The 21,825-nt window shown below is 66.7% G+C and carries 22 protein-coding genes; 10 read left to right on the top strand and 12 right to left on the bottom strand.

The annotated features are described in order from the left end of the window. Positions 1-5 precede the first annotated feature (5 nt). The gene (gene recX / locus AC4OR5_RS03235) at positions 6-467 is read left to right on the top strand and encodes a recombination regulator RecX (protein WP_023097299.1); all 462 of its coding nucleotides are present in this window, start codon (positions 6-8) and stop codon (positions 465-467) included. A gap of 21 nt (positions 468-488) precedes the next feature. Here the strand turns inward: recX and AC4OR5_RS03230 are convergent, their stop codons facing one another. Together AC4OR5_RS03230 and AC4OR5_RS03225 are read right to left on the bottom strand one after the other, a co-directional pair. Beyond that, complete coding sequence (locus tag AC4OR5_RS03230; RefSeq protein WP_003092255.1) at positions 489-1,559, bottom strand: LOG family protein; 1,071 nt, start codon at positions 1,557-1,559, stop codon at positions 489-491. Between the two features lie 82 nt (positions 1,560-1,641). Next, positions 1,642-3,045 (bottom strand): MBL fold metallo-hydrolase RNA specificity domain-containing protein, encoded by a 1,404-nt coding sequence (locus tag AC4OR5_RS03225; RefSeq protein ID WP_023105088.1) that lies wholly within the window; start codon positions 3,043-3,045, stop codon positions 1,642-1,644. Between the two features lie 179 nt (positions 3,046-3,224). On the opposite strand from AC4OR5_RS03225, the gene AC4OR5_RS03220 reads away from it, so the two are divergent. Next, positions 3,225-5,630, top strand: coding sequence for a phosphoketolase family protein (locus tag AC4OR5_RS03220; protein WP_058161231.1), 2,406 nt, complete (start codon positions 3,225-3,227; stop codon positions 5,628-5,630). A 123-nt stretch (positions 5,631-5,753) separates the two neighbouring features. On the opposite strand, the gene AC4OR5_RS03215 is transcribed toward AC4OR5_RS03220, so the two are convergent. From AC4OR5_RS03215 to AC4OR5_RS03190, 6 genes are all read right to left on the bottom strand, one after another. Next, positions 5,754-5,975: a DUF3820 family protein gene (locus AC4OR5_RS03215; RefSeq protein ID WP_003092249.1), complete on the bottom strand. Its 222-nt coding sequence runs from the start codon at positions 5,973-5,975 to the stop codon at positions 5,754-5,756. Between the two features lie 18 nt (positions 5,976-5,993). After that, positions 5,994-6,404 carry a quorum-sensing-regulated virulence factor family protein gene (locus AC4OR5_RS03210; protein WP_003109703.1) on the bottom strand — a complete coding sequence of 137 codons (411 nt, stop codon included), beginning with the start codon at positions 6,402-6,404 and terminating at the stop codon, positions 5,994-5,996. A 174-nt stretch (positions 6,405-6,578) separates the two neighbouring features. Beyond that, complete coding sequence (locus tag AC4OR5_RS03205; RefSeq protein ID WP_058161230.1) at positions 6,579-7,643, bottom strand: polyamine ABC transporter substrate-binding protein; 1,065 nt, start codon at positions 7,641-7,643, stop codon at positions 6,579-6,581. 88 nt (positions 7,644-7,731) lie between these two features. Continuing rightward, the gene (locus AC4OR5_RS03200; RefSeq protein WP_003092244.1) at positions 7,732-8,502 is read right to left on the bottom strand and encodes an ABC transporter permease; all 771 of its coding nucleotides are present in this window, start codon (positions 8,500-8,502) and stop codon (positions 7,732-7,734) included. Further along, positions 8,495-9,388, bottom strand: coding sequence for an ABC transporter permease (locus AC4OR5_RS03195; RefSeq protein ID WP_058161229.1), 894 nt, complete (start codon positions 9,386-9,388; stop codon positions 8,495-8,497). Before AC4OR5_RS03195 ends, AC4OR5_RS03200 begins: the two co-directional genes overlap by 8 nt. 4 nt (positions 9,389-9,392) lie before the next feature. Then, positions 9,393-10,484, bottom strand: coding sequence for an ABC transporter ATP-binding protein (locus tag AC4OR5_RS03190; protein ID WP_003119359.1), 1,092 nt, complete (start codon positions 10,482-10,484; stop codon positions 9,393-9,395). Between the two features lie 259 nt (positions 10,485-10,743). On the opposite strand from AC4OR5_RS03190, the gene AC4OR5_RS03185 reads away from it, so the two are divergent. Then, entirely contained in the window at positions 10,744-11,460 is a 717-nt protein-coding gene (locus tag AC4OR5_RS03185) for a tRNA-uridine aminocarboxypropyltransferase (RefSeq protein ID WP_031692499.1), read from the top strand. A 3-nt stretch (positions 11,461-11,463) separates the two neighbouring features. On the opposite strand, the gene AC4OR5_RS03180 is transcribed toward AC4OR5_RS03185, so the two are convergent. Next, complete coding sequence (locus AC4OR5_RS03180) at positions 11,464-12,390, bottom strand: DMT family transporter (RefSeq protein WP_021265155.1); 927 nt, start codon at positions 12,388-12,390, stop codon at positions 11,464-11,466. Between the two features lie 132 nt (positions 12,391-12,522). On the opposite strand from AC4OR5_RS03180, the gene erdR reads away from it, so the two are divergent. Both erdR and AC4OR5_RS03170 read left to right on the top strand, forming a co-directional pair. Next, a complete protein-coding gene (erdR, locus tag AC4OR5_RS03175; RefSeq protein WP_003092229.1) occupies positions 12,523-13,176 on the top strand; it encodes a response regulator transcription factor ErdR in 654 nt (217 codons plus the stop codon). Positions 13,177-13,247: 71 nt separating this feature from the next. Then, positions 13,248-13,619 carry a diacylglycerol kinase gene (locus AC4OR5_RS03170; RefSeq protein WP_003092226.1) on the top strand — a complete coding sequence of 124 codons (372 nt, stop codon included), beginning with the start codon at positions 13,248-13,250 and terminating at the stop codon, positions 13,617-13,619. 69 nt (positions 13,620-13,688) lie between these two features. Here AC4OR5_RS03170 and AC4OR5_RS03165 read toward each other — a convergent pair whose 3' ends face one another. After that, positions 13,689-15,299 (bottom strand): FMN-binding glutamate synthase family protein, encoded by a 1,611-nt coding sequence (locus AC4OR5_RS03165; RefSeq protein WP_003092223.1) that lies wholly within the window; start codon positions 15,297-15,299, stop codon positions 13,689-13,691. A 243-nt stretch (positions 15,300-15,542) separates the two neighbouring features. Between AC4OR5_RS03165 and AC4OR5_RS03160 the strand changes: the two genes are divergently transcribed. Both AC4OR5_RS03160 and ykgO read left to right on the top strand, forming a co-directional pair. Then, entirely contained in the window at positions 15,543-15,806 is a 264-nt protein-coding gene (locus AC4OR5_RS03160) for a type B 50S ribosomal protein L31 (RefSeq protein WP_003092213.1), read from the top strand. Further along, a complete protein-coding gene (gene ykgO, locus AC4OR5_RS03155; protein WP_003092209.1) occupies positions 15,806-15,958 on the top strand; it encodes a type B 50S ribosomal protein L36 in 153 nt (50 codons plus the stop codon). The genes AC4OR5_RS03160 and ykgO overlap by 1 nt, the downstream gene beginning before the upstream one ends. A gap of 27 nt (positions 15,959-15,985) precedes the next feature. Here ykgO and AC4OR5_RS03150 read toward each other — a convergent pair whose 3' ends face one another. After that, positions 15,986-16,771 carry a helix-turn-helix transcriptional regulator gene (locus tag AC4OR5_RS03150; RefSeq protein ID WP_003092207.1) on the bottom strand — a complete coding sequence of 262 codons (786 nt, stop codon included), beginning with the start codon at positions 16,769-16,771 and terminating at the stop codon, positions 15,986-15,988. Positions 16,772-16,898: 127 nt separating this feature from the next. On the opposite strand from AC4OR5_RS03150, the gene AC4OR5_RS03145 reads away from it, so the two are divergent. From AC4OR5_RS03145 to AC4OR5_RS03135, 3 genes are all read left to right on the top strand, one after another. Beyond that, positions 16,899-17,714 carry a carbon-nitrogen hydrolase family protein gene (locus tag AC4OR5_RS03145; protein WP_023097302.1) on the top strand — a complete coding sequence of 272 codons (816 nt, stop codon included), beginning with the start codon at positions 16,899-16,901 and terminating at the stop codon, positions 17,712-17,714. A gap of 199 nt (positions 17,715-17,913) precedes the next feature. After that, on the top strand, positions 17,914-19,236 hold the full coding sequence (locus tag AC4OR5_RS03140) for an APC family permease (protein ID WP_058161228.1): 1,323 nt from the start codon (positions 17,914-17,916) through the stop codon (positions 19,234-19,236). An 89-nt stretch (positions 19,237-19,325) separates the two neighbouring features. Then, positions 19,326-20,399 (top strand): bifunctional transcriptional activator/DNA repair enzyme AdaA, encoded by a 1,074-nt coding sequence (locus AC4OR5_RS03135; protein ID WP_003119362.1) that lies wholly within the window; start codon positions 19,326-19,328, stop codon positions 20,397-20,399. Here the strand turns inward: AC4OR5_RS03135 and AC4OR5_RS03130 are convergent. Continuing rightward, on the bottom strand, positions 20,396-21,805 hold the full coding sequence (locus AC4OR5_RS03130) for an MFS transporter (protein WP_003098472.1): 1,410 nt from the start codon (positions 21,803-21,805) through the stop codon (positions 20,396-20,398). The two genes, AC4OR5_RS03135 and AC4OR5_RS03130, sit on opposite strands and share 4 nt — an antisense overlap. Positions 21,806-21,825: the final 20 nt, after the last annotated feature.

Raw genomic sequence — 21,825 nt, 5'->3', positions numbered from 1 at the left:
GGCCAATGGCGACCGTGCTCGATACGCCCGTCGCCGTGCGGCGGGCGGCCATGGATCTGCTGGCGCGCCGTGAGCACGGGCGCGCCGAGCTTTCCCGCAAGTTGCGCCAGCGTGGCGCGTCTGCCGAGTTGATCGATCCCACCCTCGACCGCCTGGCCGAGGAAGGTCTGCTCGACGAATCGCGCTATCTCGAAAGCTTCATCGCCAGTCGCGCCCGCGGCGGCCATGGGCCGTTGCGCATTCGTGAAGAACTGGCGCAACGCGGCCTGCCGCGTGCCGATATCGAAAGGGCGCTGGGTGCCTGCGAGGTCGACTGGAGCGCGCAATTGCGTGAGGTCTGGCGACGCAAGTTCGCCCGCCTGCCGCAGGACGCCAGGGAAAAGGCCCAGCAGGGCCGCTTCCTGGCGTACCGGGGTTACTCCATGGAGTCGATCAGCCGCCTGTTGAACGGCCGCAGCGACGATTGAGCGCGTGCCGGACCGGCAGCTTCAGTCCCAGTTTTCCGGCAGGTTGATGTAGTCCAGCAATTCCCGCAGACGCCCCTGGTCGCGCCCGTTGAACACGAAGGCGAGGCGGGTCAGGTTGCGGAACTCCGGTTCGTCCTGTTCCTGCTCGCTGTAGGCCTGCTGCTGGAAGCCGCCGCTCAGGCAGAGGCTGGCGAAGTGTTCGTGCAGGTGCGCCAGCGCGGCTTCGTTCAGGGCGTGGTTCAGGCGAATAACGAACGTGCCTTTCAGCCAGCGGCTGGAGTGGAAGTTGCGGTAGAACTGGGCGATTTCCTTCACCGCGTCTTCGGCCGAATGCACCAGGCGCATCAGGCGCATGTCGGCCGGCAGGATATAGTGATTCTCCAGCAACTGTTCCTGCATGAACTCCAGGGCGTGTTCCCAGTAGCGGCCGCCCGGCTGGTCGAGCAGCACGATCGGCACCAGCGGGCTCTTGCCGGTCTGCACCAGGGTCAGCACTTCCAGCGCCTCGTCGAGGGTGCCGAAGCCGCCGGGGCAGAGCACCAGGGCGTCGGCTTCCTTGACGAAGAACAGCTTGCGCAGGAAGAAGAAGTGGAACGACAGCAGGTTGCCGCTGCCGTCCACCGTATGGTTGGCGTGCTGCTCGAAGGGCAGGGTGATGTTGAAGCCCAGGCTGTTCTCCAGCCCGGCGCCTTCGTGGGCGGCGGCCATGATGCCGCCGCCGGCGCCGGTGATCACCATCAGGTCGTAGCGGGCCAGTTCCTCGCCCAGCTTGCGCGCCAGGGCATAGACCGGATGTTCGACTGGCGTGCGCGCCGAGCCGAACACGGTGACCTTGCGCCGCCGCTTGAACTGCTCGAGAACGCTGAAGGCGTGCTCCATCTCGCGCAGGGTCTGCAGCATGATCTTGGCGTCCCAGCGGTTGCGGTCGGCCTGGGCCATGCGCGTCACGGTGAAGAGCATCTCGCGGTAGAGCGCGAGATTGGGGCTGTCGCCGGGAGCCGCAAGGGCCGCCAGTTCGTCGACCTTCCGCGCCAGGTCGGTGCCGCTGGTCTGGAAGTGCCGGGAAAGATAGTCATCGGCTTCGTAGGGCATTCGCATACTCCTTCTACCACCACCCTGTACAGGCGGTCATCCGCATACTGCCACGGACTGCGTGACAGTTGCGGACGGCGGCTCAGATCTCGATGCGTTCGCCGGGCTCGGGTATCTCGGCATCCCAGTCGAGGCGCTCGCGGATCGCGCCCCGCAGCGCTTCCATCTTTTCCCGCTCGCCATGTATCAGGTATAGCGCGGGACGGTGGGCGAAGTGAGCGACCCAGTCGAGCAACTGCGATTGCCCGGCGTGGGCGGAGAAGCCGCCGAGGGTATGGATCTGCGCCTTGACCGCGATGCGCTGGTGGAACACGCGAACCGCGCTGGCGCCGTCGACGATGTTGCGGCCCAGGGTGCCGCGCGCCTGGAAGCCGGGGAATACCACATGGCATTCCGGGCGCCAGAGGTTGTGCTTGAAGTGATGGACGATACGGCCACCGGTGCACATGCCGCTGCCGGCGATGATGACCGCGCCGCTCTTGATCCGGTTGATCGCCATCGACTCGTCGGCGCTGCGGGTGACGCGCAGGACCGGCAGCCATTCCTCCAGGCGGGTGGTGCCGGTGCCGCGGATGTACTCGCGGTCGCGGTCGTCGAACTCGTTGCTGTGGCGCAGGTAGATGCCGTTGGCGCGGGCGGCCATCGGGCTGTCGAGGAACACCGCCTGTTGCGGCAGGCGGCCCTCCTGGTAGAAGCGGCCGAGGTAGTAGAGCAGGTCCTGGGTGCGGCCGACGGCGAACGACGGGATCAGCACGTTGCCGCCGTCGCGATGCGCCTGTTCGAGGATCGCCGCCAGTTCCTCCAGGGTGTCGTTGCTGTCGCGGTGATCGCGATCGCCGTAGGTGGATTCGAGCATCACCACGTCGGCCCGGCTCAGCGGCGAGGGCGCGCGCATCAACGGCGAGCAGGTGTTGCCGAGATCGCCGGAAAACACCAGGCGGCGCGGTTGCACCTGGTCGTGGAATTGCACTTCGACGATCGACGAGCCGAGGATGTGCCCGGCGTTGTGAAAGGTCACCCGCACGCCACGAGCGACCGCCACGGTGCTGCCGAGGCTGATCGGCCGGCGCAGCTTGAGCGCGCGTTCGGTGTCGGCCTGGGTATACAGCGGCTTGATGCTCGGCTTGCCGATCCGGTTGCGCCAGCGGTTCTCCCACTCGGCGTCCTTTTCCTGGATGTGTGCGGAGTCCAGCAGCATGAGTTCCAGCAGTTCACAGGTGGCCTCGGTGGCGAAGATCGGGCCCTTGAAGCCCTCGGCCGCCAGGCGCGGCAGCAGGCCGCTGTGGTCCAGGTGGGCGTGGGAGATGACCACCGCGTCGATGCTCGCGGGATCGAAGGGGAAGGGCGCGCGGTTGCCGTTGTCGGCTTCGCGGCGCCCCTGGCGCATGCCGCATTCGAGCAGGACCTTCACGCCATCGAGGGTTTCCAGCAGATAACAGGAGCCAGTGACCTCCTGGGCGGCGCCTAGAAACGTCAGTGATGCCATCGAGCCTCCTCCGTCAGAGCTCTGTCGACCCCCCGATACCTTTCGGGGATCGTGGAATGCCATGGAACCTTCGTACAGAGCCAGGGTGAACGAATCGGGGGCGGGGAGCTTGATGCAGGTCAGCGCCCTTTGCCGTGTGCTGCCTAGACTGCAAGGCACCACTAGGGAGGCTACCCACCATGAGTCAGATTCTGCCCAGTCAGGACGAGTTGCTTGCCCATGCGGCGGCCGAGCCGGCGTTTGCCGCGTGGCTGCAAGGCCATGGTCCGCTCCAGCATAGCGCAGAGACCCGCGCCGCCGTGTTCCGCACCGCTCATCAATTGGTCCAAGCCGGGCTGCAACCGGACCTGGCCAGTGTCTACCAGCTGTTCCGCGCCCTCGACCGGCTGACCGCCAGCGCCCTGCGCATCGTCGTGCACATGACCTACGCCCGGCGCATCCGCCTGGACGGCCAGCCGTTGCAGGCCGAGGATTTCAAGACACAGCCCGAGGGCCACACCGGCGGAGCCCTGAACATGGTCCCGGCCTACGCCGGCTACCTGGCACTCAACGTCCTGACCGGCAAGACTCGCGCCTGGCTGATGGGCCAGGGCCATTGCGTGGCCGCCATCGACGCGCTGAACGTCCTGACCGGCAACCTGCACCCGGAGCAGGAGCGCGCCTATGCCGACGGCGAGGGGGGGCTGAACCGCTTGTTGCAGGACTTCTACGGCTACGCCCAGGCCCCCAACGGCGCACCGGCGGCGCCACTGGGCAGCCACGTGAATCCGCATACCGCCGGCGGTATCGCCGAGGGTGGCTACCTCGGCTTCGCCGAATTGCAGTACGCGCACATGCCGTTGCCCGGCGAGACCCTGGTGGCGTTCCTCTCCGATGGCGCCGCCGAGGAACAGCGCGGCAGCGACTGGATTCCGCGCTGGTGGCGAGCCGAGGATTGCGGGGCGGCGCTGCCGGTGATGATCGCCAATGGCCGGCGCATCGAGCAGCGCACCGAACTGGGCACCCATGAGGGCCTGGAGGGCTTCAAGCTGCACCTGCGCCGCTGCGGCTTCGATCCGATCAGCTTCGATGGGCGCGACCCGGCCGCCTTCGTCTGTACGCTCTGGGAGATGGAGCAGCGCCTGGAGCGGCGCGTGCAGGAGAAGAACAGCGGCATCCTCCGCTACCCGCTGCCGATTCCCTACGGCATCGCCGAGACGGTCAAGGGCTTCGGTTTCTATGGCGCCGGCAGCAACGCCGCGCACAACCTGCCACTGCCGGGCAATCCGCATAACGACGAACAGGCTCGGCAACTGTTCAACCAGCATGCGAACGACCTCTGGGTCGAGCCTGAGGCTCTCGAATTGGCCCGCCGGCTGTTCGCCGAGCAGCGCGGCGAGCGTCCCCTCGAACGGGACAACCCGCTGGCCCTGCGCCATCCCATCGAACCGATCATCCCGCCGCTGCGCTATCGCGACGACCCCTGCTCGCCGATGGCCGCGCTGGACCGTTTCTATACCGAGCTGGTGGAGGCCAACCCCGACCTGCGCGCCCGTGTCGGCAATCCCGACGAGTTGGCCAGCAACCGCCTCGGCGGCGTGCTCAAGGCGCTCAAGCATCGGGTCAGCGAGCCGGAGAGCGAACTGGAGTCGGTGAGCGGTCGGGTCATCACCGCGCTCAACGAGGAGGCGGTGGTGTCCGCCTGCCTGGCCAACCAGGGCGGACTCAACCTGGTTGCCAGCTACGAGGCGTTCTGCGTGAAGATGCTCGGCGCGGTGCGCCAGACCCTGATCTTCGCCCGCCAGCAGAAGGAAGTCGGGCGTCCGGCCGGCTGGCTGGGCTGGCCGCTGGTCGCTACTTCGCATACCTGGGAGAACGGCAAGAACCAGCAGTCGCACCAGGACACCACCTTCTGCGAGGCCCTGCTTGGCGAGATGAGCGACATGGTCCGGGTGCTCTTCCCGGCCGATCACAACAGCGCCCTGGCGCTGCTACCGACGATCTACCGCAGCCGGGGGCAACTGGCCTGCCTGGTGATCCCCAAGCGCGACCGGCCGATGGCGTTCGACGCCGTCCAGGCCGAGCGCCTGGCCCGTGACGGCGCGATCCTGGTCGAAGAGCGCTGCGGCTCCGATCCGCTGCTGCTGATCGCCAACGGCAGCTACCAGCTCGAACAGATGCGCCGCGCCGCGCAGCGCCTGGCCGAGGCCGGGCAGGCCTACCGGCTGGTCTACCTGCAGGAGCCGGGACGCTTCCGCGCGCCGCGCGATCGCTGGGAGGTCGAGGCGGTGGCCGAGGAAGCGCTGGTGGAGCGGCTGTTCCCGGATAGCCATGAACGCCGGGTGCTGCTCACCCATATGCGTGCGGAAGTGGCGCGTGGGCATCTCTGGCCGATCCTGCCGGATGCCCGGCGCACCTCGGTACTCGGCTATCGCAACCGCGGCGGCACCCTCGACGAGGCGGGCATGCAGTTCGCCAACCGCGCCTGCTGGGGCAACGTGCTGGCGGCTTGCGCCCGCTTGATGGAGGTCCCGCGCACCGCGCTGCTGACCCCGGAGGAGGCGGCGGCGGTGGCCGGCAAGGGCGATCCGGCGTTGTTGCGCTGAGTTCGGCTGCGTATCGGCGGATAACGTCTGTGGCGTTATTCGCCCTGCCGAACGGGGGCGGGTGTCTGGCGAAGGCAGGGTGTGGGCGGGGTATCGGCGGATAGCGTCGGCGACGTCATTCGCCTACGGAGCGGGGGGACGAAGCGGCTTGAGCAGCCCGTCCAGCCCGTCGATCTTCAGCTCCAGGGTCAACTGCATCAGCCGCCCGAGTTCACCGGGCGGGAAGCCTTTCTTGTAGAACCACAGCAGGTACTCCTCCGGCAGGTCGACCAGCATCCGTCCCTGGTACTTGCCGAACGGCATCGGCGTCCTGGCGATCTTCAGCAGATGCTGCTTATCCAGCATGGCGACCGCGCGGCGCGCTTACTTCTTGCCCTGGATGCGGCAGCTGCCGGCATCGAAGCGTTCGGTGGCGACCGGCTGGTTGGTCTTGTACTCGGTGAAGCTGTAGGTGAGGATCGCGCCGCGGGCGAGCAACTGGCGATAGCCGGTGTTGCTGCACACGCTATCGCCGAGCTGGCTGCGCACGCTGTCCGGGTTGGAGCGCATGCGCTCGGCGTGGCTGGCGCGTACGCTGAGGTGATTGATCAACTGGTTGCCTTCGACGGTGTAGCCCTGGTCGAGGATGTCTTCGTTGATGGCGCGAGGAGTGCCTACGCTGCTTTCCTTGGCCACTTTCTCCAGCATCTTGCTCAGTTCGAAATCCTTGAGCGAGGCGGCATGGGCGGCGGTGGGCAGGACGAAACAAAGGGCAAGGGCCATGAGGCGCGACATCGAAGATCTCCTGGGGCAATAAGCGGATTCGACCGATGAAGGGGCGAATTGTTTCCGTCGGCCCTTTCCCGGGACGGACGGTGGCGAATGGGCGCCATGTTACCGCGTTCGGGGCGGGGCACGGAAACGCAAAAGGGCGACCGAGGGTCGCCCTTTCGTCGATAGCGGTGCGGATCAGCGCAGCTTGATCTCGGTCCAGAGCTTGTTCAGGGCGCGTCGCTGGCGCGAGTTCAGGTCCTTCAGCGGCTCCAGCCTGGCCTGGGTGGCGGCGTCCGGGAACAGTGCGGCGAGCGTCTTGATTTCCGGCCTGATGAAGGGCAGGGCGGCGGCGTTGGGCGTGCCGGTACCGATCTGGTTGGTCAGCTCGGAAGCGTTCCGACCGTCGAGCATGAAGTCGATGAAGCGGTAGGCCAGGTCGGGGTTCTTCGAGCCCTTGTGGATCACCATGTTGTCGATGGCCAGTACCGCGCCCTGGCGGGGCAGGGCGAAGTCGACCTTGAAGGCGCGGCCGGCAGCCTCCGCGTCGGCCCTGGCCTGGTACATGTCGCTGGAGTAGCCATGGGCGACCCAGATGTTGCCCAGGGTCAGCTCCTTGATATAGCTCGACGAGTTGAACGCGGCCCAGTACGGCTTGGCCGCGAGGATCAGCGCCTGGGCTTCCTTCCAGTGCTGCGGGTCGGTGTCGTTGGCGGAGTGACCGAGGTACTTCAGGGCGGCGCCGAACAGTTCCTGCGGGTCGTCCATCACCGTGACCCTGCCCTTGATCTTCTCCAGGACCGCCGGGTCGAAGATCACCGACCAGTCGGAGGGGTCGATGCCCAGTTTGTCCAGCTCGGTCTTGTTGTAGCCGACCAGGGTGGTGGTGAAGGCGTAGGGCAGGGAATAGCGGTTGCCCTTGTCGAAATCCTTGTCGAGGTAGCCCGCGGCTTCGTTGCTCAGGTTCGCCAGGCGACTCTTGTCCAGCTCCAGCAGGTCGCCCTTGCGGATCAGCGCCTCGACCGCGTTCTGGGTCGGGATGATCACGTCGTAGCCGCTGGCCCCGGCGGCCAGCTTGGCCATCATTTCCTCGGTGCCGGAATAGAACTCCTGCACCAGCTCGCAGCCACATTGCTGCTCGAAGCGTTTCAGCGTGTCCTCGGCGATGTAGTCGTTCCAGTTGAACAGATACAGCTTCTCGGCGGCGGTGGCCTGGGCGGCTCCTGCCATGAGGGTTGCGACGAGCAACAGCTTTTTCATCATGGTTCCTTGTTACGGGGTGGCAGGGCTCCGGAAACCGGAGCAGGGCAAGGCCGCGGGCCTCTCCGGGAGGCACGCGGGTTTCGGCGGATCAATGGCCCTTGATGGCGCTGGGGGAGAGTTTCGAGGCGATCACGATCAGCACCAGGGTGAGCAGCATCAGCAGGGTGGAGACGGCGTTCACTTCGGGCGTCACGGCGATCTTGATCATGGTGTAGATCTGCGTCGGCAGGGTGGCGAAGCCGCCGCCGGCGGTGAAGAAGGTGATCACGAAGTCGTCGATGGACAGGGTGAAGGCCATCAGCGCGCCGGCGACGATGCCCGGCATGATCAGCGGCAGGGTCACCAGGCGGAAGCTCTGCCAGGGCGTGGCACCGAGGTCGCGGGCCGCCTCGGTGAGGCTTTCGTCCATGCCCGACATGCGCGCCTGCACCACCAGGGCGACGAAGCCGACCGAGAAGGTGATGTGCGCGAGGGTCACCGAGAGCATGCCCAGGCTCATGTTCAGGCCGATGAAGAAGATCACCAGCGAGACCCCCATCAGGAGTTCCGGAATGGCGATCGGGGTCAGCACCAGCAGGGGCAGCACGCGCAGCTTGAAGCGATGCAGGGCGACCCCGGCGAGGGTGCCGAGCAGGGTCGCCACGCTGGCCGAAACCAGCGCGATGACCAGCGAGTTGGCGGCGGCCTGGAGCATGTCGCGATTGCCGAACAGCTTGCGGTACCAGTCCAGGGTGAAGCCGACCCACTCGGCGTTCAGTCGCGAGTCGTTGAAGGAGTACAGCACCACGATCACCAGCGGTACGTAGAGGAACAGGTACACCAGCGCGGTGGCGCTCCAGAGCAGGTAGGGCCTACGCATGGGCGCCTCCCTTGCGGGCGCGCGCGGCGCCCATGCCGAGGGCGACCAGCAGCAGGATGCAGCCGGTCAGGGCGATCGACAGCGCGCTGCCGAACGGCCAGTCGCGGGAGTCGAGGAACTGGCTCTTGATCAGGTTGCCGATCATGATGCCGTCGGTACCGCCGACCAGGTCGGGGATGGCGAACATTCCCAGCACCGGGATGAATACCAGTGCCGCGCCGGCGGCCACGCCCGGCAGCGAGAGCGGGAAGGTCACCCGCCAGAAGCGTTGCCAACGACCGGCGCCGAGGTCTTGGGCGGCGTCGAGCAGGGCCGGGTCGTGTTTCTCCAGGTTGGCGTAGAGCGGCAGGATCATGAACGGCAGGTGCACGTAGACCATGCACAGGATCACCGCGAACGGGGTGAACATCAGGCTGATCGGCTGCGCACCGAGCAGGTCCAGCGCGGCGTTGATCCCGCGGGTCAGGGCACCGGACGGCGAGAGGATGATCATCCAGGCGTAGACGCGTACCAGCAGGTTGCTCCAGAACGGCAGGATCACCAGCAGGATCAGCAGGTTGCGCCACTTCGCCGGGGCCCGGGCGAGGGTGGTCGCCACCGGGTAGGCGAGCAGCAGGCAGGCCAGGGTGGTGACCAGGGCGTAGCCGAAGGATTTGACGAACAGATGCAGGTATACCCAGCTCTCGGTGAGCCGGGTGTAGTTCTCCACGCTGAGGTCGTAGACGGTCTGCCCGTCCTCGCTGTACATCCAGGGCGCCAGGCCGCCGTAGTCGCCGGGAAAGCGGAACGAGGCGAACAGCATGATCAGCGCCGGAACTAGGAAGAAGAACAGCAGATACGCTTGCGGTGGCCAGACCAGCAGCCACTTGCCGAGGTTCTTTCTCATCGTTTCAGGCCCTGACCAGATGGCCGGCATCGAAGCGCCAGGCGGCTTCCACCGCGTCGCCCACCTCGAAGAACTTGGCCCGGCCGGGCGTGGCGTTGGGCAGCAGGGTTTCCAGGCGCTCGCCGTTCTCCAGCTCGACGATGTACAGGGTCACGTCGCCCAGGTAGAGCAGTTCGGCGACGCGGCCGCGGAAGTGCACCTCGTCGCTGTCGGCGGTGACGCTCTGCGCCAGGCGGATCTTCTCCGGCCGCAGGGTCAGCACGCAGGCCTCGCCGGGCTGGGCGTCGAAGGATTTCAGCGCCTGGACCTCGCCCAGGCCCCGGAGATCGATGCGCACGCGTTCGCCGTCGACCGCCTCGACCGTGGCGTCGAGCAGGTTGCACTGGCCGATGAAGTCGGCGACGAAACGACTGCGCGGGAAGCTGTAGATGGTTTCCGGGGCGTCCAGCTGCTCCACCCGGCCCTGGTTCATCACCGCGATGCGGTGCGACAGCGCCAGGGCTTCGCCCTGATCGTGGGTGACATAGACGAAGGTGATGCCGACGTCCTTCTGCAGGTTGATCAGTTCGATCTGCATTTCTTCGCGCAGCTTGGCGTCCAGCGCCGACAGCGGTTCGTCGAGCAGCAGCAGGCGCGGCCGGTTGACCAGCGCGCGGGCGATCGCCACGCGCTGGCGCTGGCCGCCGGAAAGCTGTGTCGGCATGCGCCCGCCCTTGTCCGCCAGGCGCACGTCCTTCAGGGCCTGTTCGACGCGGGCGTCGATCTCGCTCTTCGCCACTCCGGCCATCTTCAGCGGGAAGGCGATGTTCTGCGCCACGCTCATGTGCGGGAACAGCGCGTAGCTCTGGAACACCGTATGCACCGGGCGCTTCTCCGGCTCGACGCCGGCGAGGTCCTGGCCGTTGAGGCGGATCTCGCCGCTGTCCGGCTGGTCGAAGCCGGCGAGCATGCGCAGGAGGGTGGTCTTGCCGCACCCGGAAGGGCCGAGGAGGGTGAAGAATTCGCCGGTGTTGATCGTCAGGCTGACATTGTCGACGGCGGTGAAGTCGCCGAAGCGGCGGGTCACGTTGCGGATCTCGAGCAAGGGGGGCGTCACTCGTCTGGAGAGGCAGTAAGGTCAGCGGGCGGAGCCGGCTGCCCGGTGTCGAAAAAAGGGGGCGGATTATAGGGATCGCATCCCGCTCTAACTAGACGTCTGAGGCCCCTGTGAAGAATTTTTTTTCGCGGCCTCGGAAGTTGTCCGACAAAGCAGGAGCCACGCGGGCTCTGATAGAATTTCGCGGTCGCTTTCCAGCCCGTTTCCTCGAGTCTTCGATGTTCCTTCGCCCGTCCTTTCCGTATCGGGAGCCTGCCCGATGAGCCATGCCGTTTCCCGCTTGCGCCAGGAGCGCCTGGCGCGCAGCCTGAAACCCTTCGTCGCGCGCGGCTCGCGCATGCCGCGCTGCGAAAGCTGTCGGCTGCTGCCCAGCTATTGCATGTGCGCCTGGCGGCCACGGGTCGAGGCGCGCGCCGGCATGTGCCTGGTCATGCACGACATCGAGGCGCTGAAACCGACCAACACCGGCTGGCTGATCGCCGATACCGTGGCCGACACCTTCGCCTTCGGCTGGTCGCGCACCGAGGTCGACCCGCGCTTGCTGGAGTTGCTGGCCGACCCGCAGTGGCAGCCATACCTGGTGTTCCCCGGCGAATACGTGGCGGCGGAGCGGGTGGTGAACGAGGTCGCCCCGCTGGCGGAAGGCAAGCGACCGCTGTTCATCCTGCTCGACGCGACCTGGACCGAGGCGCGCAAGATGTTCCGCAAGAGTCCCTACCTGGAGCCGTTCCCGGTGCTCAGCCTGCTGCCCGAGCAGCTCTCGCGCTATCGCCTGCGTCGCTCGACCCGTGGCGAGCACCTGTGCACCGCCGAAGTGGCGGCGCTGTGCCTGGAGCTGGCTGGCGACGAGGCTGCGGGCGAGGCGCTCGGCGCCTACCTGGAGGTGTTCAGCGAGCGCTACCTGGGCGCCAAGCGGCACATTCCGCTGGACGAGGCCAGCCCGGCGCACCGTGCCCTGGCGCCGTTCCGTGGCTGAGCGTCAGGCCGGGCGCACTTCGGCGGCGAGCTTGCGCGGCCACAACTGCGCCACCAGCATGCCCGCCAGCATCAGCGCGCAACCGAAATAGCCGCGCAGGTGCAGGGTCTCGGCGAGGAACAGGGCGCCGGCGATGGCGGCGAACACCGCTTCCAGGGACAGGATGATCGCCGCATGGGAAGCGATGGCGTGCTTCTGCGCCACCACCTGCAGGGTGAAGCCGGTGCCGACGCCGAGCAGGCCGCCGTATAGCAGGGCGGGACCGGCCTGGACGATGGCGTCCCAGTGGATTTCCTCGAAGACCAGTGCCAGCAGCAGGCTGACCGCCGCGCAGGTGGCGAACTGCAGGAAGGCCAGGCGGATCGGGTCGTAGCGGCTGGCGAACAGGCCTACCAGCAGGACGTGCGCGCCCCAGACCACCGCGCCGGCCAGTTGCAGCCAGTCGCCGGAGGCGACCTGGAAGCCCGGGCCGATGCTCAGCAGGGCCATGCCGAGCACCGCCAGCGACGCCCCCAGCCAGGTGCCCGCGCCGGTGCGCTGGCCGAACAGCAGGCCGAGCAACGGCACGACGATCACGTAGAGCCCGGTGATGAAGCCGGAGTTGGTCACGCTGGTGAACAGCAGGCCGACCTGCTGCAGGTTGATCCCGGTGGTCAGGGCGACGCCGAGGATCACACCGGCGAGCAACTGTCCGCGATTGAAGGGTTGCGCGCCGTCGCGTCGCGAGCGCAGCATCAGCAGTGGCACCAGCACCAGGGCACCGAGGACGAAGCGCAGGCCGGTATAGAGGAACGGCCCGATGGCGTCCATCCCCAGGCGCTGGGCGACGAACGACACCCCCCAGATCATGGCGGTGATCAGCATCAGGACATCGGCACGCAGGGCTTGGCTTCGCATGGCTCGCTCGACGGGGCGGGGAGGGTCCGCCACTCTGCCAGCAAGCCGGGGTGTTTGAAAAGACGAACGCGGTGTACGAGGTATCCCTCATTCGGCTTGACCGGTCCGCCCTCGGTCGGCATCCTGAGCGCCGCCTCGGCTGGGCCGAACAAACTAGGACATGTCATGGCTTCTTACGAGATCCTGATCGCCGACGATCACCCCCTGTTTCGCAGCGCTTTGCACCAGGCCCTCACCCTCGGGCTGGGCCCCGACGTGCGCCTGGTGGAAGCCGCCAGCATCGCCGAACTGGAAGCGCGGCTGAACGAGAAGGCCGATTGGGATCTGGTCCTGCTGGACCTCAACATGCCGGGGGCCTATGGCTTCTCCGGCCTGGTGCTGTTGCGCGGGCAATACCCGCAGGTGCCGGTGGTGATGATCTCGGCACAGGAGGAGGCCGCGGTGGTGCAGCGCTCCCGCGAGTTCGGCGCCAGCGGCTTCATACCCAAGTCCAGTCCGCTGGAAACCCTGCAGCAGGCGGTGCGCGCGGTGCTCGACGGGGACACCTGGTGGCCGCCGCAGGATGCCGCCGCCGAAGCCCTCAGCGAGGAGGCCAAGGCCGCCAGCGCCGGGCTCGCCAGCCTCACCCCGCAACAGTTCAGGGTACTCACCATGGTCTGCGAAGGGTTGCTGAACAAGCAGATCGCCTACGACCTGAACGTTTCCGAGGCGACGGTGAAGGCCCACGTCACGGCGATCTTCCGCAAGCTCAACGTGCGCACCCGGACCCAGGCCGCGCTGCTGCTGCAACAAATGGAGACGGTTCCCGCTTCTCATTGAGAGACGGCTTAACGCTTTTTTGACCAGCCGGCGGCTAGACTGCCGGCCTTCCGAATCGATGAGAACCCGACGTGTCGCCTTCCCCCTTCAAAGGCCAGACCGGCCTCAAGCGTATCCTCAACGCCACCGGCTATTCCCTCGCAGGTTTCCTCGCCGCCTTCCGCGGTGAAGCCGCCTTCCGCCAACTGGTGCTGCTCAACGTGGTGCTGATCCCGGTGGCCTTCCTCCTCGACGTCAGTCGCGGCGAACGCGCGCTGATGATCGCGGTGTGCCTGCTGGCGCTGATCGTCGAGCTGCTCAACTCGGCGATCGAGGCCACCGTCGACCGCGTCTCGCTGGAACGCCACCCTCTGTCGAAGAATGCCAAGGACATGGGCAGCGCCGCGCAGTTCGTGGCCCTCACCGTGATCACCGTGACCTGGGCGACCATCCTGCTGGGCTGATCTACGCGGACATGAAAAAGCCGGAGGCAGCGCTGCCTCCGGCTTTTTCTTGCGTGCGAGGGCGGCGGCTCAGGCCGCCGCGTCGAAGCTGTCGGCCCGCGCCATGTTCCACATGCGCTCGTAGAACTCGCCTTCGATCTTGCCGGACAGCAGTTCGCCCGGCTTGAGGAAGTAGTGCAGCTGCGAGAACAGGCGGATCTCGGTGTCGGTGATGCGTCGCACCAGGTGCTTGGCTTCGAGCTGCGAGGGATGTTCCAGGCCCGCCGCGGCGAGCATCTCGGCCAGGCCCTTGAGGGTGTTGCGATGGAAGTTGCGCACCCGCTCGGCCTTGTCCGGCACCACCAGCGCGCGCTGGCGCAGCGGGTCCTGGGTGGCGACGCCGGTCGGGCACTTGTTGGTATGGCAGCTCTGCGACTGGATGCAGCCGATGGCGAACATGAAGCCGCGCGCCGAGTTGGCCCAATCCGCGCCGGTGGCCAGGACGCTGGCGATGTCGAAGGCGCTGACGATCTTGCCGCTGGCGCCGACCTTGATCTTGTCGCGCAGGTTGAGGCCGACCAGGGTGTTGTGGACGAACAGCAGGCCTTCGCGCAGCGGCACGCCGATATGGTCGGTGAACTCCAGCGGCGCCGCGCCGGTGCCGCCTTCCTTGCCGTCGACGACGATGAAGTCGGGGAGGATGCCGGTCTCCAGCATGGCCTTGGCGATGCCCATGAACTCCCATGGATGGCCCAGGCAGAACTTGAAGCCGACCGGCTTGCCGCCGGACAGTTCGCGCAGCTGGGCGATGAACTGCATCAGTTCGATCGGCGTGGAGAAGGCGCTGTGGCGCGACGGCGAAACGCAATCCTCGCCCATCGGCACGCCACGGGTGGCGGCGATCTCGGGGGTGACCTTGTGCTTGGGCAGGATACCGCCGTGACCCGGCTTGGCGCCCTGGCTGAGCTTGATCTCTATCATCTTCACCTGCGGGTCGAGGGCCTGGGCGGCGAAGCGCTCAGGGTCGAACTTGCCGTCGCGGGTGCGGCACCCGAAGTAGCCGCTGCCCAGTTCCCAGACCAGGTCGCCGCCGTTCTCGCGGTGATAGGGGCTGATGCTGCCCTCGCCGGTGTCGTGGTAGAAGTTGCCCATCTGCGCGCCGCGGTTCAGCGAACGGATGGCGTTGGCGCTGAGGGCGCCGAAACTCATCGCCGAGACGTTGAACAGCGAAGCGGAGTACGGCTTGCTGCATTGCGGCCCGCCGATGTCGACGCGGAACTCGCAGGGATCGCTGAGCGGCGCCGGACGCATCGAGTGGCTGATGAATTCGTAGCCGGCGGTGTACACGTCGATCAGGGTGCCGAAGGGCTTCTCCGAGCTTTCGTTCTTCGCCCGCGAGTAGACCAGCGAGCGCTGGGCGCGGGAGAAGGGCAGGGCGTCGCCGTCGGCCTCCAGCAGGTACTGGCGGATCTCCGGGCGGATGCCTTCCACCAGATAGCGGATGTTGCCCAGGATCGGATAGTTGCGGCGCACCGCGTGGGGCGTCTGGATCAGGTCGAACAGGCCGAGCAGGCTCAGGGCCACGCCCAGCAGGGTGAACGGCCAGAGCCATTCGGTGCTGCCGAGGAACGGCAGGCTGAGCAAGGTGAACAGGGCGATACAGGCGAAAAACGCATAGCGACTGAGTAGCGACAGATTCATCACGTCTCCAATCTTCAGGCTTCGGTTCAAAATGGTAGTCACCTTCTTCGAGGCGTCTACGACGGGTTCCCCCCGCGCTAACCAAGCGCTGATTATGGGAAACAAACGGGGATAGAAAGCAAGCTAATAATTGTGTCTGGATGGTCGAGCAGCCGAATGGTCGCCGGGAACTCTTTCCGGAGTTGCGAATTATTCTTATCGGAGTAATATGTAACTATATAACATTATGTAGGAGGCATCCCCATGAAACCCGGCATCCATCCCGAATACCGTCCCGTCCTGTTCCATGACACCTCGGCCGACGTGTACTTCCTGATCGGCTCCACCGCGGAGACCGACAAGACCCATACCCATACCGACGGCAAGACCTATCCCTACGTGACCCTGGACGTTTCCAGCGCCTCGCACCCGGTCTACACCGGCGAACAGCGCAAGACCAAGAGCGAAGGCCGCGTGGCCGGGTTCAACAAGCGTTTCGCCGGCTTCGTCGGCGGCAAGGGGGCCTGATGAAAGTCCTCGCCTCGCTGAAACAGGCCAAGCTGCGCCATCGCGATTGCCAGGTAGTGAAGCGCCGTGGCCGGCTCTACGTGATCTGCAAGTCGAATCCGCGCTTCAAGTGCGTGCAGGGCCGGCCGAAGCCGAAGATCAAGCGCCGCTGAGCGGCGACGGGGCGGTCGCCCGTCCCGTCAGCCCTGGGCCTGGAGGAACAGGCCGAACAGCTCGGACTGCGACTTGATGCCGAGCTTGCCGTACATGTGCTTGCGGTGGACCTTCACGGTTTCCGCCGAGATCGCCAGCTTGCGGGCGATCTCCTTGCTCGAGCAGCCGCTGAGCATCAGCCTGCCGACCTCCAGTTCGCGCGCCGTCAGCGGCGTGCCCATCTGCTCCGCGACCTTCTCCAGCGAACCCTGCCAGCCCGGCTCCGGCGCCGCAGGGCTGTTCAACACTTCGTCCTCGAAGGCCAGGCGCTGGCGCATCAGCCCGGCCACCCAGGGCCGCACCAGACCGAGCACGGCGAGTTGCTCGGGGGTGAAGCGGCGCCGCGAGCCGAGCGACAGGCAGAGGGTGCGTTCGCCGGAGAGCTGGACGTTGATCTGGATTTCATCGGCCACCACGTTGAGGCGGAAGTAACGTTGGTAGTAATCGGTCTGCTCGAAGCATTCCGGTGCCACGTCGGCCAGACGGAACAGGCCGCTGCACGGGTTCTCGCGGCTGGCGATGTAGAACGGGTCGAGCAGGTAGAGGCCTCGCAGGTAGTCCTGGAACAGCGGGTCCGGCCCGCCGTCGGCGCCCGGGCATTCGGCGAACACCTGTGGCCGGCCCTGGCTGAACAGCAGGGCCACCCAGCTGTCGAACGGAACGTACTGTTCGAGCAGGCGTACCAGGCGAATCCAGAAGTCCGGCGCATCCAGCGCCTCGACCAGTTGCCCGACGGAGCGGTGCCAGGCGATGTCCTGCAAGGTGAAACTCATCTTCTACCCCTGTTGGGTTAACCCTCGGACGTAATTATCGGCGCGGGGAACGCCAAGCATACTGTGCCGACCCCTGCATACGAACAGCGCGCGTGCCGAACAGCGCCGAGAACAACAAGGAATTCCGATGAAAGTCGAACTCGTCCAGATCGCCGGTCGCGATGGCGACACCGCGCACAACCTGGAACGCGCCCTGGCGGCCATCGCCGACTGTGCGGCGGACACCGAACTGGTGGTGTTCCCGGAAACCCACCTGACCGGCTTCCCCAGCGAAGACAACATCGCCGCCCTCGCCGAGCCGCTCGACGGCCCGACGGTCAGCGCGGTGCAGCGCGTCGCCCGTGAACGTAACGTTTCGGTGGCGATCGGCATCGCCGAGGCGGACGCCGGCCGCTATTACAACACCACCCTGCTGATCGCTCCCGACGGCATCGCCCTGAAATACCGCAAGACCCACCTGTGGGCCTCCGACCGCGGCATCTTCACGCCTGGCGACCGCTACGCCACTGCCCTGTGGAACGGCATCCGGGTGGGCCTGCTGGTGTGCTTCGACATCGAGTTCCCGGAAAGCGCGCGGGCCCTCGGCCAACTGGGTGCGGAACTGATCATCGTGACCAATGGCAACATGGACCCCTATGGCCCCACCCATCGCACTGCGATCATGGCCCGCGCCATGGAAAACCAGGCCTACGCGGTGATGGTCAACCGCGTCGGGCATGGCGACGGCGGACTGGTCTTCGCCGGCGGCAGCGCGGTGGTCGATCCCTACGGCCAGTTGCTCTGCGAGGCCGGGCGCGAAGAATGCCGGCAGATCGTCGAACTGGACCTCGGCCGGTTGCAGGATGCGCGTCGGGATTACCGTTACCTCGAAGAGCGTCGCCTGGTCCTGCCCGGCGAGCGCCGCGAGCGCCCGGACGGCCTGCGCGAGCTGCTGATTCCCTGATTCACCACGGCGCGACAGGAGCGTCGCGTCGTCCTCCGCCCGCCAGCGAGCGGGCGAGGATCGGCCCGGAAAGCCGTAGCACAACGATGGGCGCCCGAGCGTCCGCCGGTCTCCCGGGTGAGGGGAGGCCCCTGCGTCCCGCGGCCTGGCCGGCTGCGGGCCACTGCCATAACAAACGATAATTCCGGAGTAAGCAGTAATGGCCAGACTCAAGCGCACCCTGTCGCTGGGTTCCGTGGTGCTGTTCGGCATCGCCTACATGACCCCCATCATCGTCCTCGGGACTTTCGGCATCCTCGCCGAGACCACCCAGGGACACGTCCCCGCCGCCTACATCGCCGCTTCCCTGGCGATGCTCTTCACCGCCCTCAGCTACGGGCGCATGGCCGCGGCCTTCCCCGTGGCCGGCTCGGCCTATACCTACGTGCGCAAGGCCATCGATTCCCGGCTCGGCTTCATCGCCGGCTGGGCGGTGCTGCTCGACTACCTGTTCCTGCCGATGGCGATCTGGCTGATCGGCGCCGCCTACCTGCACTCGGCCTTTCCCGCGGTACCCAACGCGGTCTGGGTGCTGGCGTTCATCGGCGTGACCACGACGATCAACATCGTCGGCCTGCGCCTGGCGAAGAACGTCAATGGCCTGCTGATGCTGGTGCAGTTCCTGGTCCTCGGCGCCTTCGTCGCGCTCTGCGTGCACTACGTGCTGGGCGACCCGGGCAAGCCGCTATGGTCGCTGCAACCGTTGCTCGGTGGCGACCTGCAGGTACCGCTGGTGATGAGCGGTGCGGCGATCGCCTGCTACTCGTTCCTCGGTTTCGACGCGGTCAGCACCCTGACCGAGGAAACCCGCGACCCGCGGCGCAACATCCCGCGGGCGATCCTGCTGATCACCCTGCTGGGCGGGCTGATCTTCATCGTCACCTCGTACTTCGTGCAACTGGCGCACCCGTCCTTCGCCTTCGACAGCGCGGACTCGGCGGCCTACGAGATCGCCCGCAACATCGGTGGCGACCTGTTCGTGACCTTCTTCCTGGTCGGCCTGATCGTTGGCCAGTTCACCTCCGGCCTCTCGGCCCAGGCCAGCGCCTCGCGCCTGCTCTTCGCCATGGGCCGCGACGGCGTCCTTCCGCGGCCGTTCTTCGGTCGTCTCGGCAAGCGCTTCGAGACGCCGGTGAACAGCATCGTCCTGTGCGGCGTGGTGGCCCTGCTGGCGCTGCAGATGGACGTGACCACCTCCACCTCGTTCATCAACTTCGGCGCCTTCCTCGCCTTCAGCCTGGTCAACCTGTCGGTGGTCTTCCACTACTACCTTGGTGCCGAGCGCCGCGGCCCACGGGAAACCCTGTTGTTCCTGGTATTCCCTGGCATCGGCCTGGTCGCCGACCTGTGGTTGATGGCCAGCCTCGACCATCTGGCGATCATCCTCGGCCTCTGCTGGCTGGCGCTGGGCGCGGTGTACCTGGCGGTGATCACCCACGGTTTCCGCGAGCAGCCGCCGGAGATGCGTTTCGAGGAGGGCTGAGAAAGAATCGACGCCCGTTTCGCGGCGGCAAGGCGCAGGCTCCTGGCCTAGAGTGGCTATCCATCGCCTCCCTGGTTCCGGAGCCGGCCATGTCCGACGCAGCGTTGTTCCTTCCCCTTCCCGATGACGACACCCTGTATGCCGCGCTGTTGGCGCGCGACCCCGCCTACGATGGCTTCGCCTTCGTCGGGGTGAAGAGCACCGGGGTGTTCTGCCGCCTGACCTGCCCGGCGCGCAAGCCGAAGCGCGAGAACACCCTGTTCTTCGATTCGATCAAGGGCTGCGTCGAGGCCGGCTTCCGACCCTGCCTGCGTTGCCGGCCGCTGGAGCGGCTTGGCACGCAGGGGCCACTGGTCAGCGACCTGCTCCAGCGCCTCGGTCGGCAACCGCAGCGGCGCTGGTTCGAAGACGACCTGGCGGCACTGGGCTATGACCCGTCCACCGTGCGCCGTGCCTTCAAGCGCGAGTTCGGCGTGACCTTTCTGGAAATGGCTCGCCTGCGCCGTCTTGGCCAGGTCGCCGAGCGGCTGTCCTCGGGCGCGCGGGTGATCGACGCGCAACTGGATGCCAGCTTCGACTCCGACAGCGGCTTCCGTAGCGCCTTCGCGCGCCTGTTGGGCGAGCCGCCGTCGCAGTTGCGCGGGCGCGAGCTGCTCAAGGCGGACTGGCTGCAGACCCCGCTCGGCGCCATGCTCGCGGTGGCCGATGCGCAGGCCCTGCACCTGCTGGAGTTCTTCGACCGCCCGGCGTTGAGCGGGGAGCTGAAACGCCTGCAGAAGAGCAGCGGATCGAGCATCGGTTTCGGCCGTTTCGCCTCCATCGACAGGATCGAGGCGGAACTCGCCGACTACTTCGGCGGTACTCCAGTGCGCTTCCAGACCCCGTTGGCGCTGAACGCCTCGGCCTTCACCCGCACGGTCTGGCAGGCGCTGCGCGAGGTACCGTGCGGCAGCACGCAGAGCTACGCCGGGCTGGCCAGGTCCATCGGCTCGCCGTCGTCGGTGCGCGCCGTGGCCCGCGCCAACGGAGCCAACCAGATCGCCATCGTGATTCCCTGCCACCGCGTCATCGGTTCGGACGGTTCCCTGACCGGTTATGGCGGTGGCCTTTGGCGCAAGCGCTGGTTGCTGGAGCACGAGCGGCGCATGGGCGCTGCCGGCTAGCCGGGATCGCCGCCCAGAAGCCGGGCGGGGGCGCGCAACACCGGTTCCCGCTCGACCGCTGCGGGCCGCTGCAAGTCCTCGGCGTCGGCGCGCTCGGCGGTCGACAGGTCGCTGGCGTGGAACCCGGTGATCCGCAACAGGGCCAGGGTACAGGCCAGCGAGACCAGCGCGTAGCAGGCCGAGGCCAGGGCCACGCCGACGATGCTGCCGGTACTGTTGAGAATCCACTGGGCCAGTACCGGCGTACCGCCGCCGACCAGCAGCGAGCAGAGCTGGTAGGCCAGCGACAGGCCGGTGTAGCGCACCCGCGCCGGGAAGGCTCGGGCGAGGATACCGCCCACCGCGCCGTAGAACATCGCGTGCGGCACCGTGGCCAGGCACATGCCGACCGCGGCGATCCAGTAGACCTTGGTTTCCACGGCGAAGAACATCGCCGGCATCAGGATGAACTCCGGCAGCACCATCAGGCATGCCGCCTTGCGCATGTCGATGCGCGAAGTGAGCAGCGCCCCCAGCGGCTGGCTGAGGAACTGCACCACCAGCGCGACCACGATGATGCTGAGGAAGGTGCCCTGGCTGTAGCCGAGGGTCTTGGTCGCCCAGGAGAGGGCGAAGGTGCTCTTGAAGTAGGTGACGTGAATGATCGGCAGCACGCCGGCGCCGAGCAGGACGATCTTCCAGTGCTTGCCCAGCACCTCGGCGAGCGGCAGCTTCACCGTGCGCTTCTGCGCCAGCACACGCTTCATGTCTTCCGACTCCTCCAGCTTCAGGCGGATCACCATGCCGACGATGACCAGCACTGCGGAGAGCAGGAACGGCGCGCGCCAGCCCCAGAGAATGAAGTCCGAGGCGGGCAGGGCGCTGAGGGCGAAGAACGCCAGGGTCGCCAGCAGGTTGCCGGTGGGCGAGCCCTGCTGGGCGAAGGCGGCGTACAGGATGCCCTTGCCCTTGGGCGCGCTTTCGCTGGCGATCAGGATCGCGCCGCCCCACTCGCCGCCGACCGCGATGCCCTGGACGATACGCAGCGCCACCAGGGAGATTGGCGCCCAGATGCCGATCTGCGTATAGACCGGCAACAGGCCGATGCAGGTCGTGGCGATGCCCATCATGATCAGGGTGATCACCAGGGTGGTCTTGCGGCCGATGCGGTCGCCGAGATGGCCGAAGATGATCCCGCCCAGCGGGCGGGCGATGAAACCCGACCAGAGGGTGACGAAGGACAGCAGGGTGGCCAGGCCCGGATCCATGTCGGCGGGGAAGAATACCTTGCCGAACACCAGGGCGGCGGCCAGGCCGTAGATGTAGAAGTCGTACCACTCGATGGTGGTGCCGATGAAGGAGGCGATACCGGCCCTGCGGGCCTTCTTGTGCAGGTCGGCGTCTTCGGGAGAGGGCGTGCGCGGCATGGGTCGAGTCCTGTTTATTG

Source organism: Pseudomonas sp. YA1 (assembly GCF_058680555.1).
The sequence above is the reverse complement of the archived record's forward strand: the minus strand, read 5'-3'. Positions and strand labels throughout refer to the sequence as shown.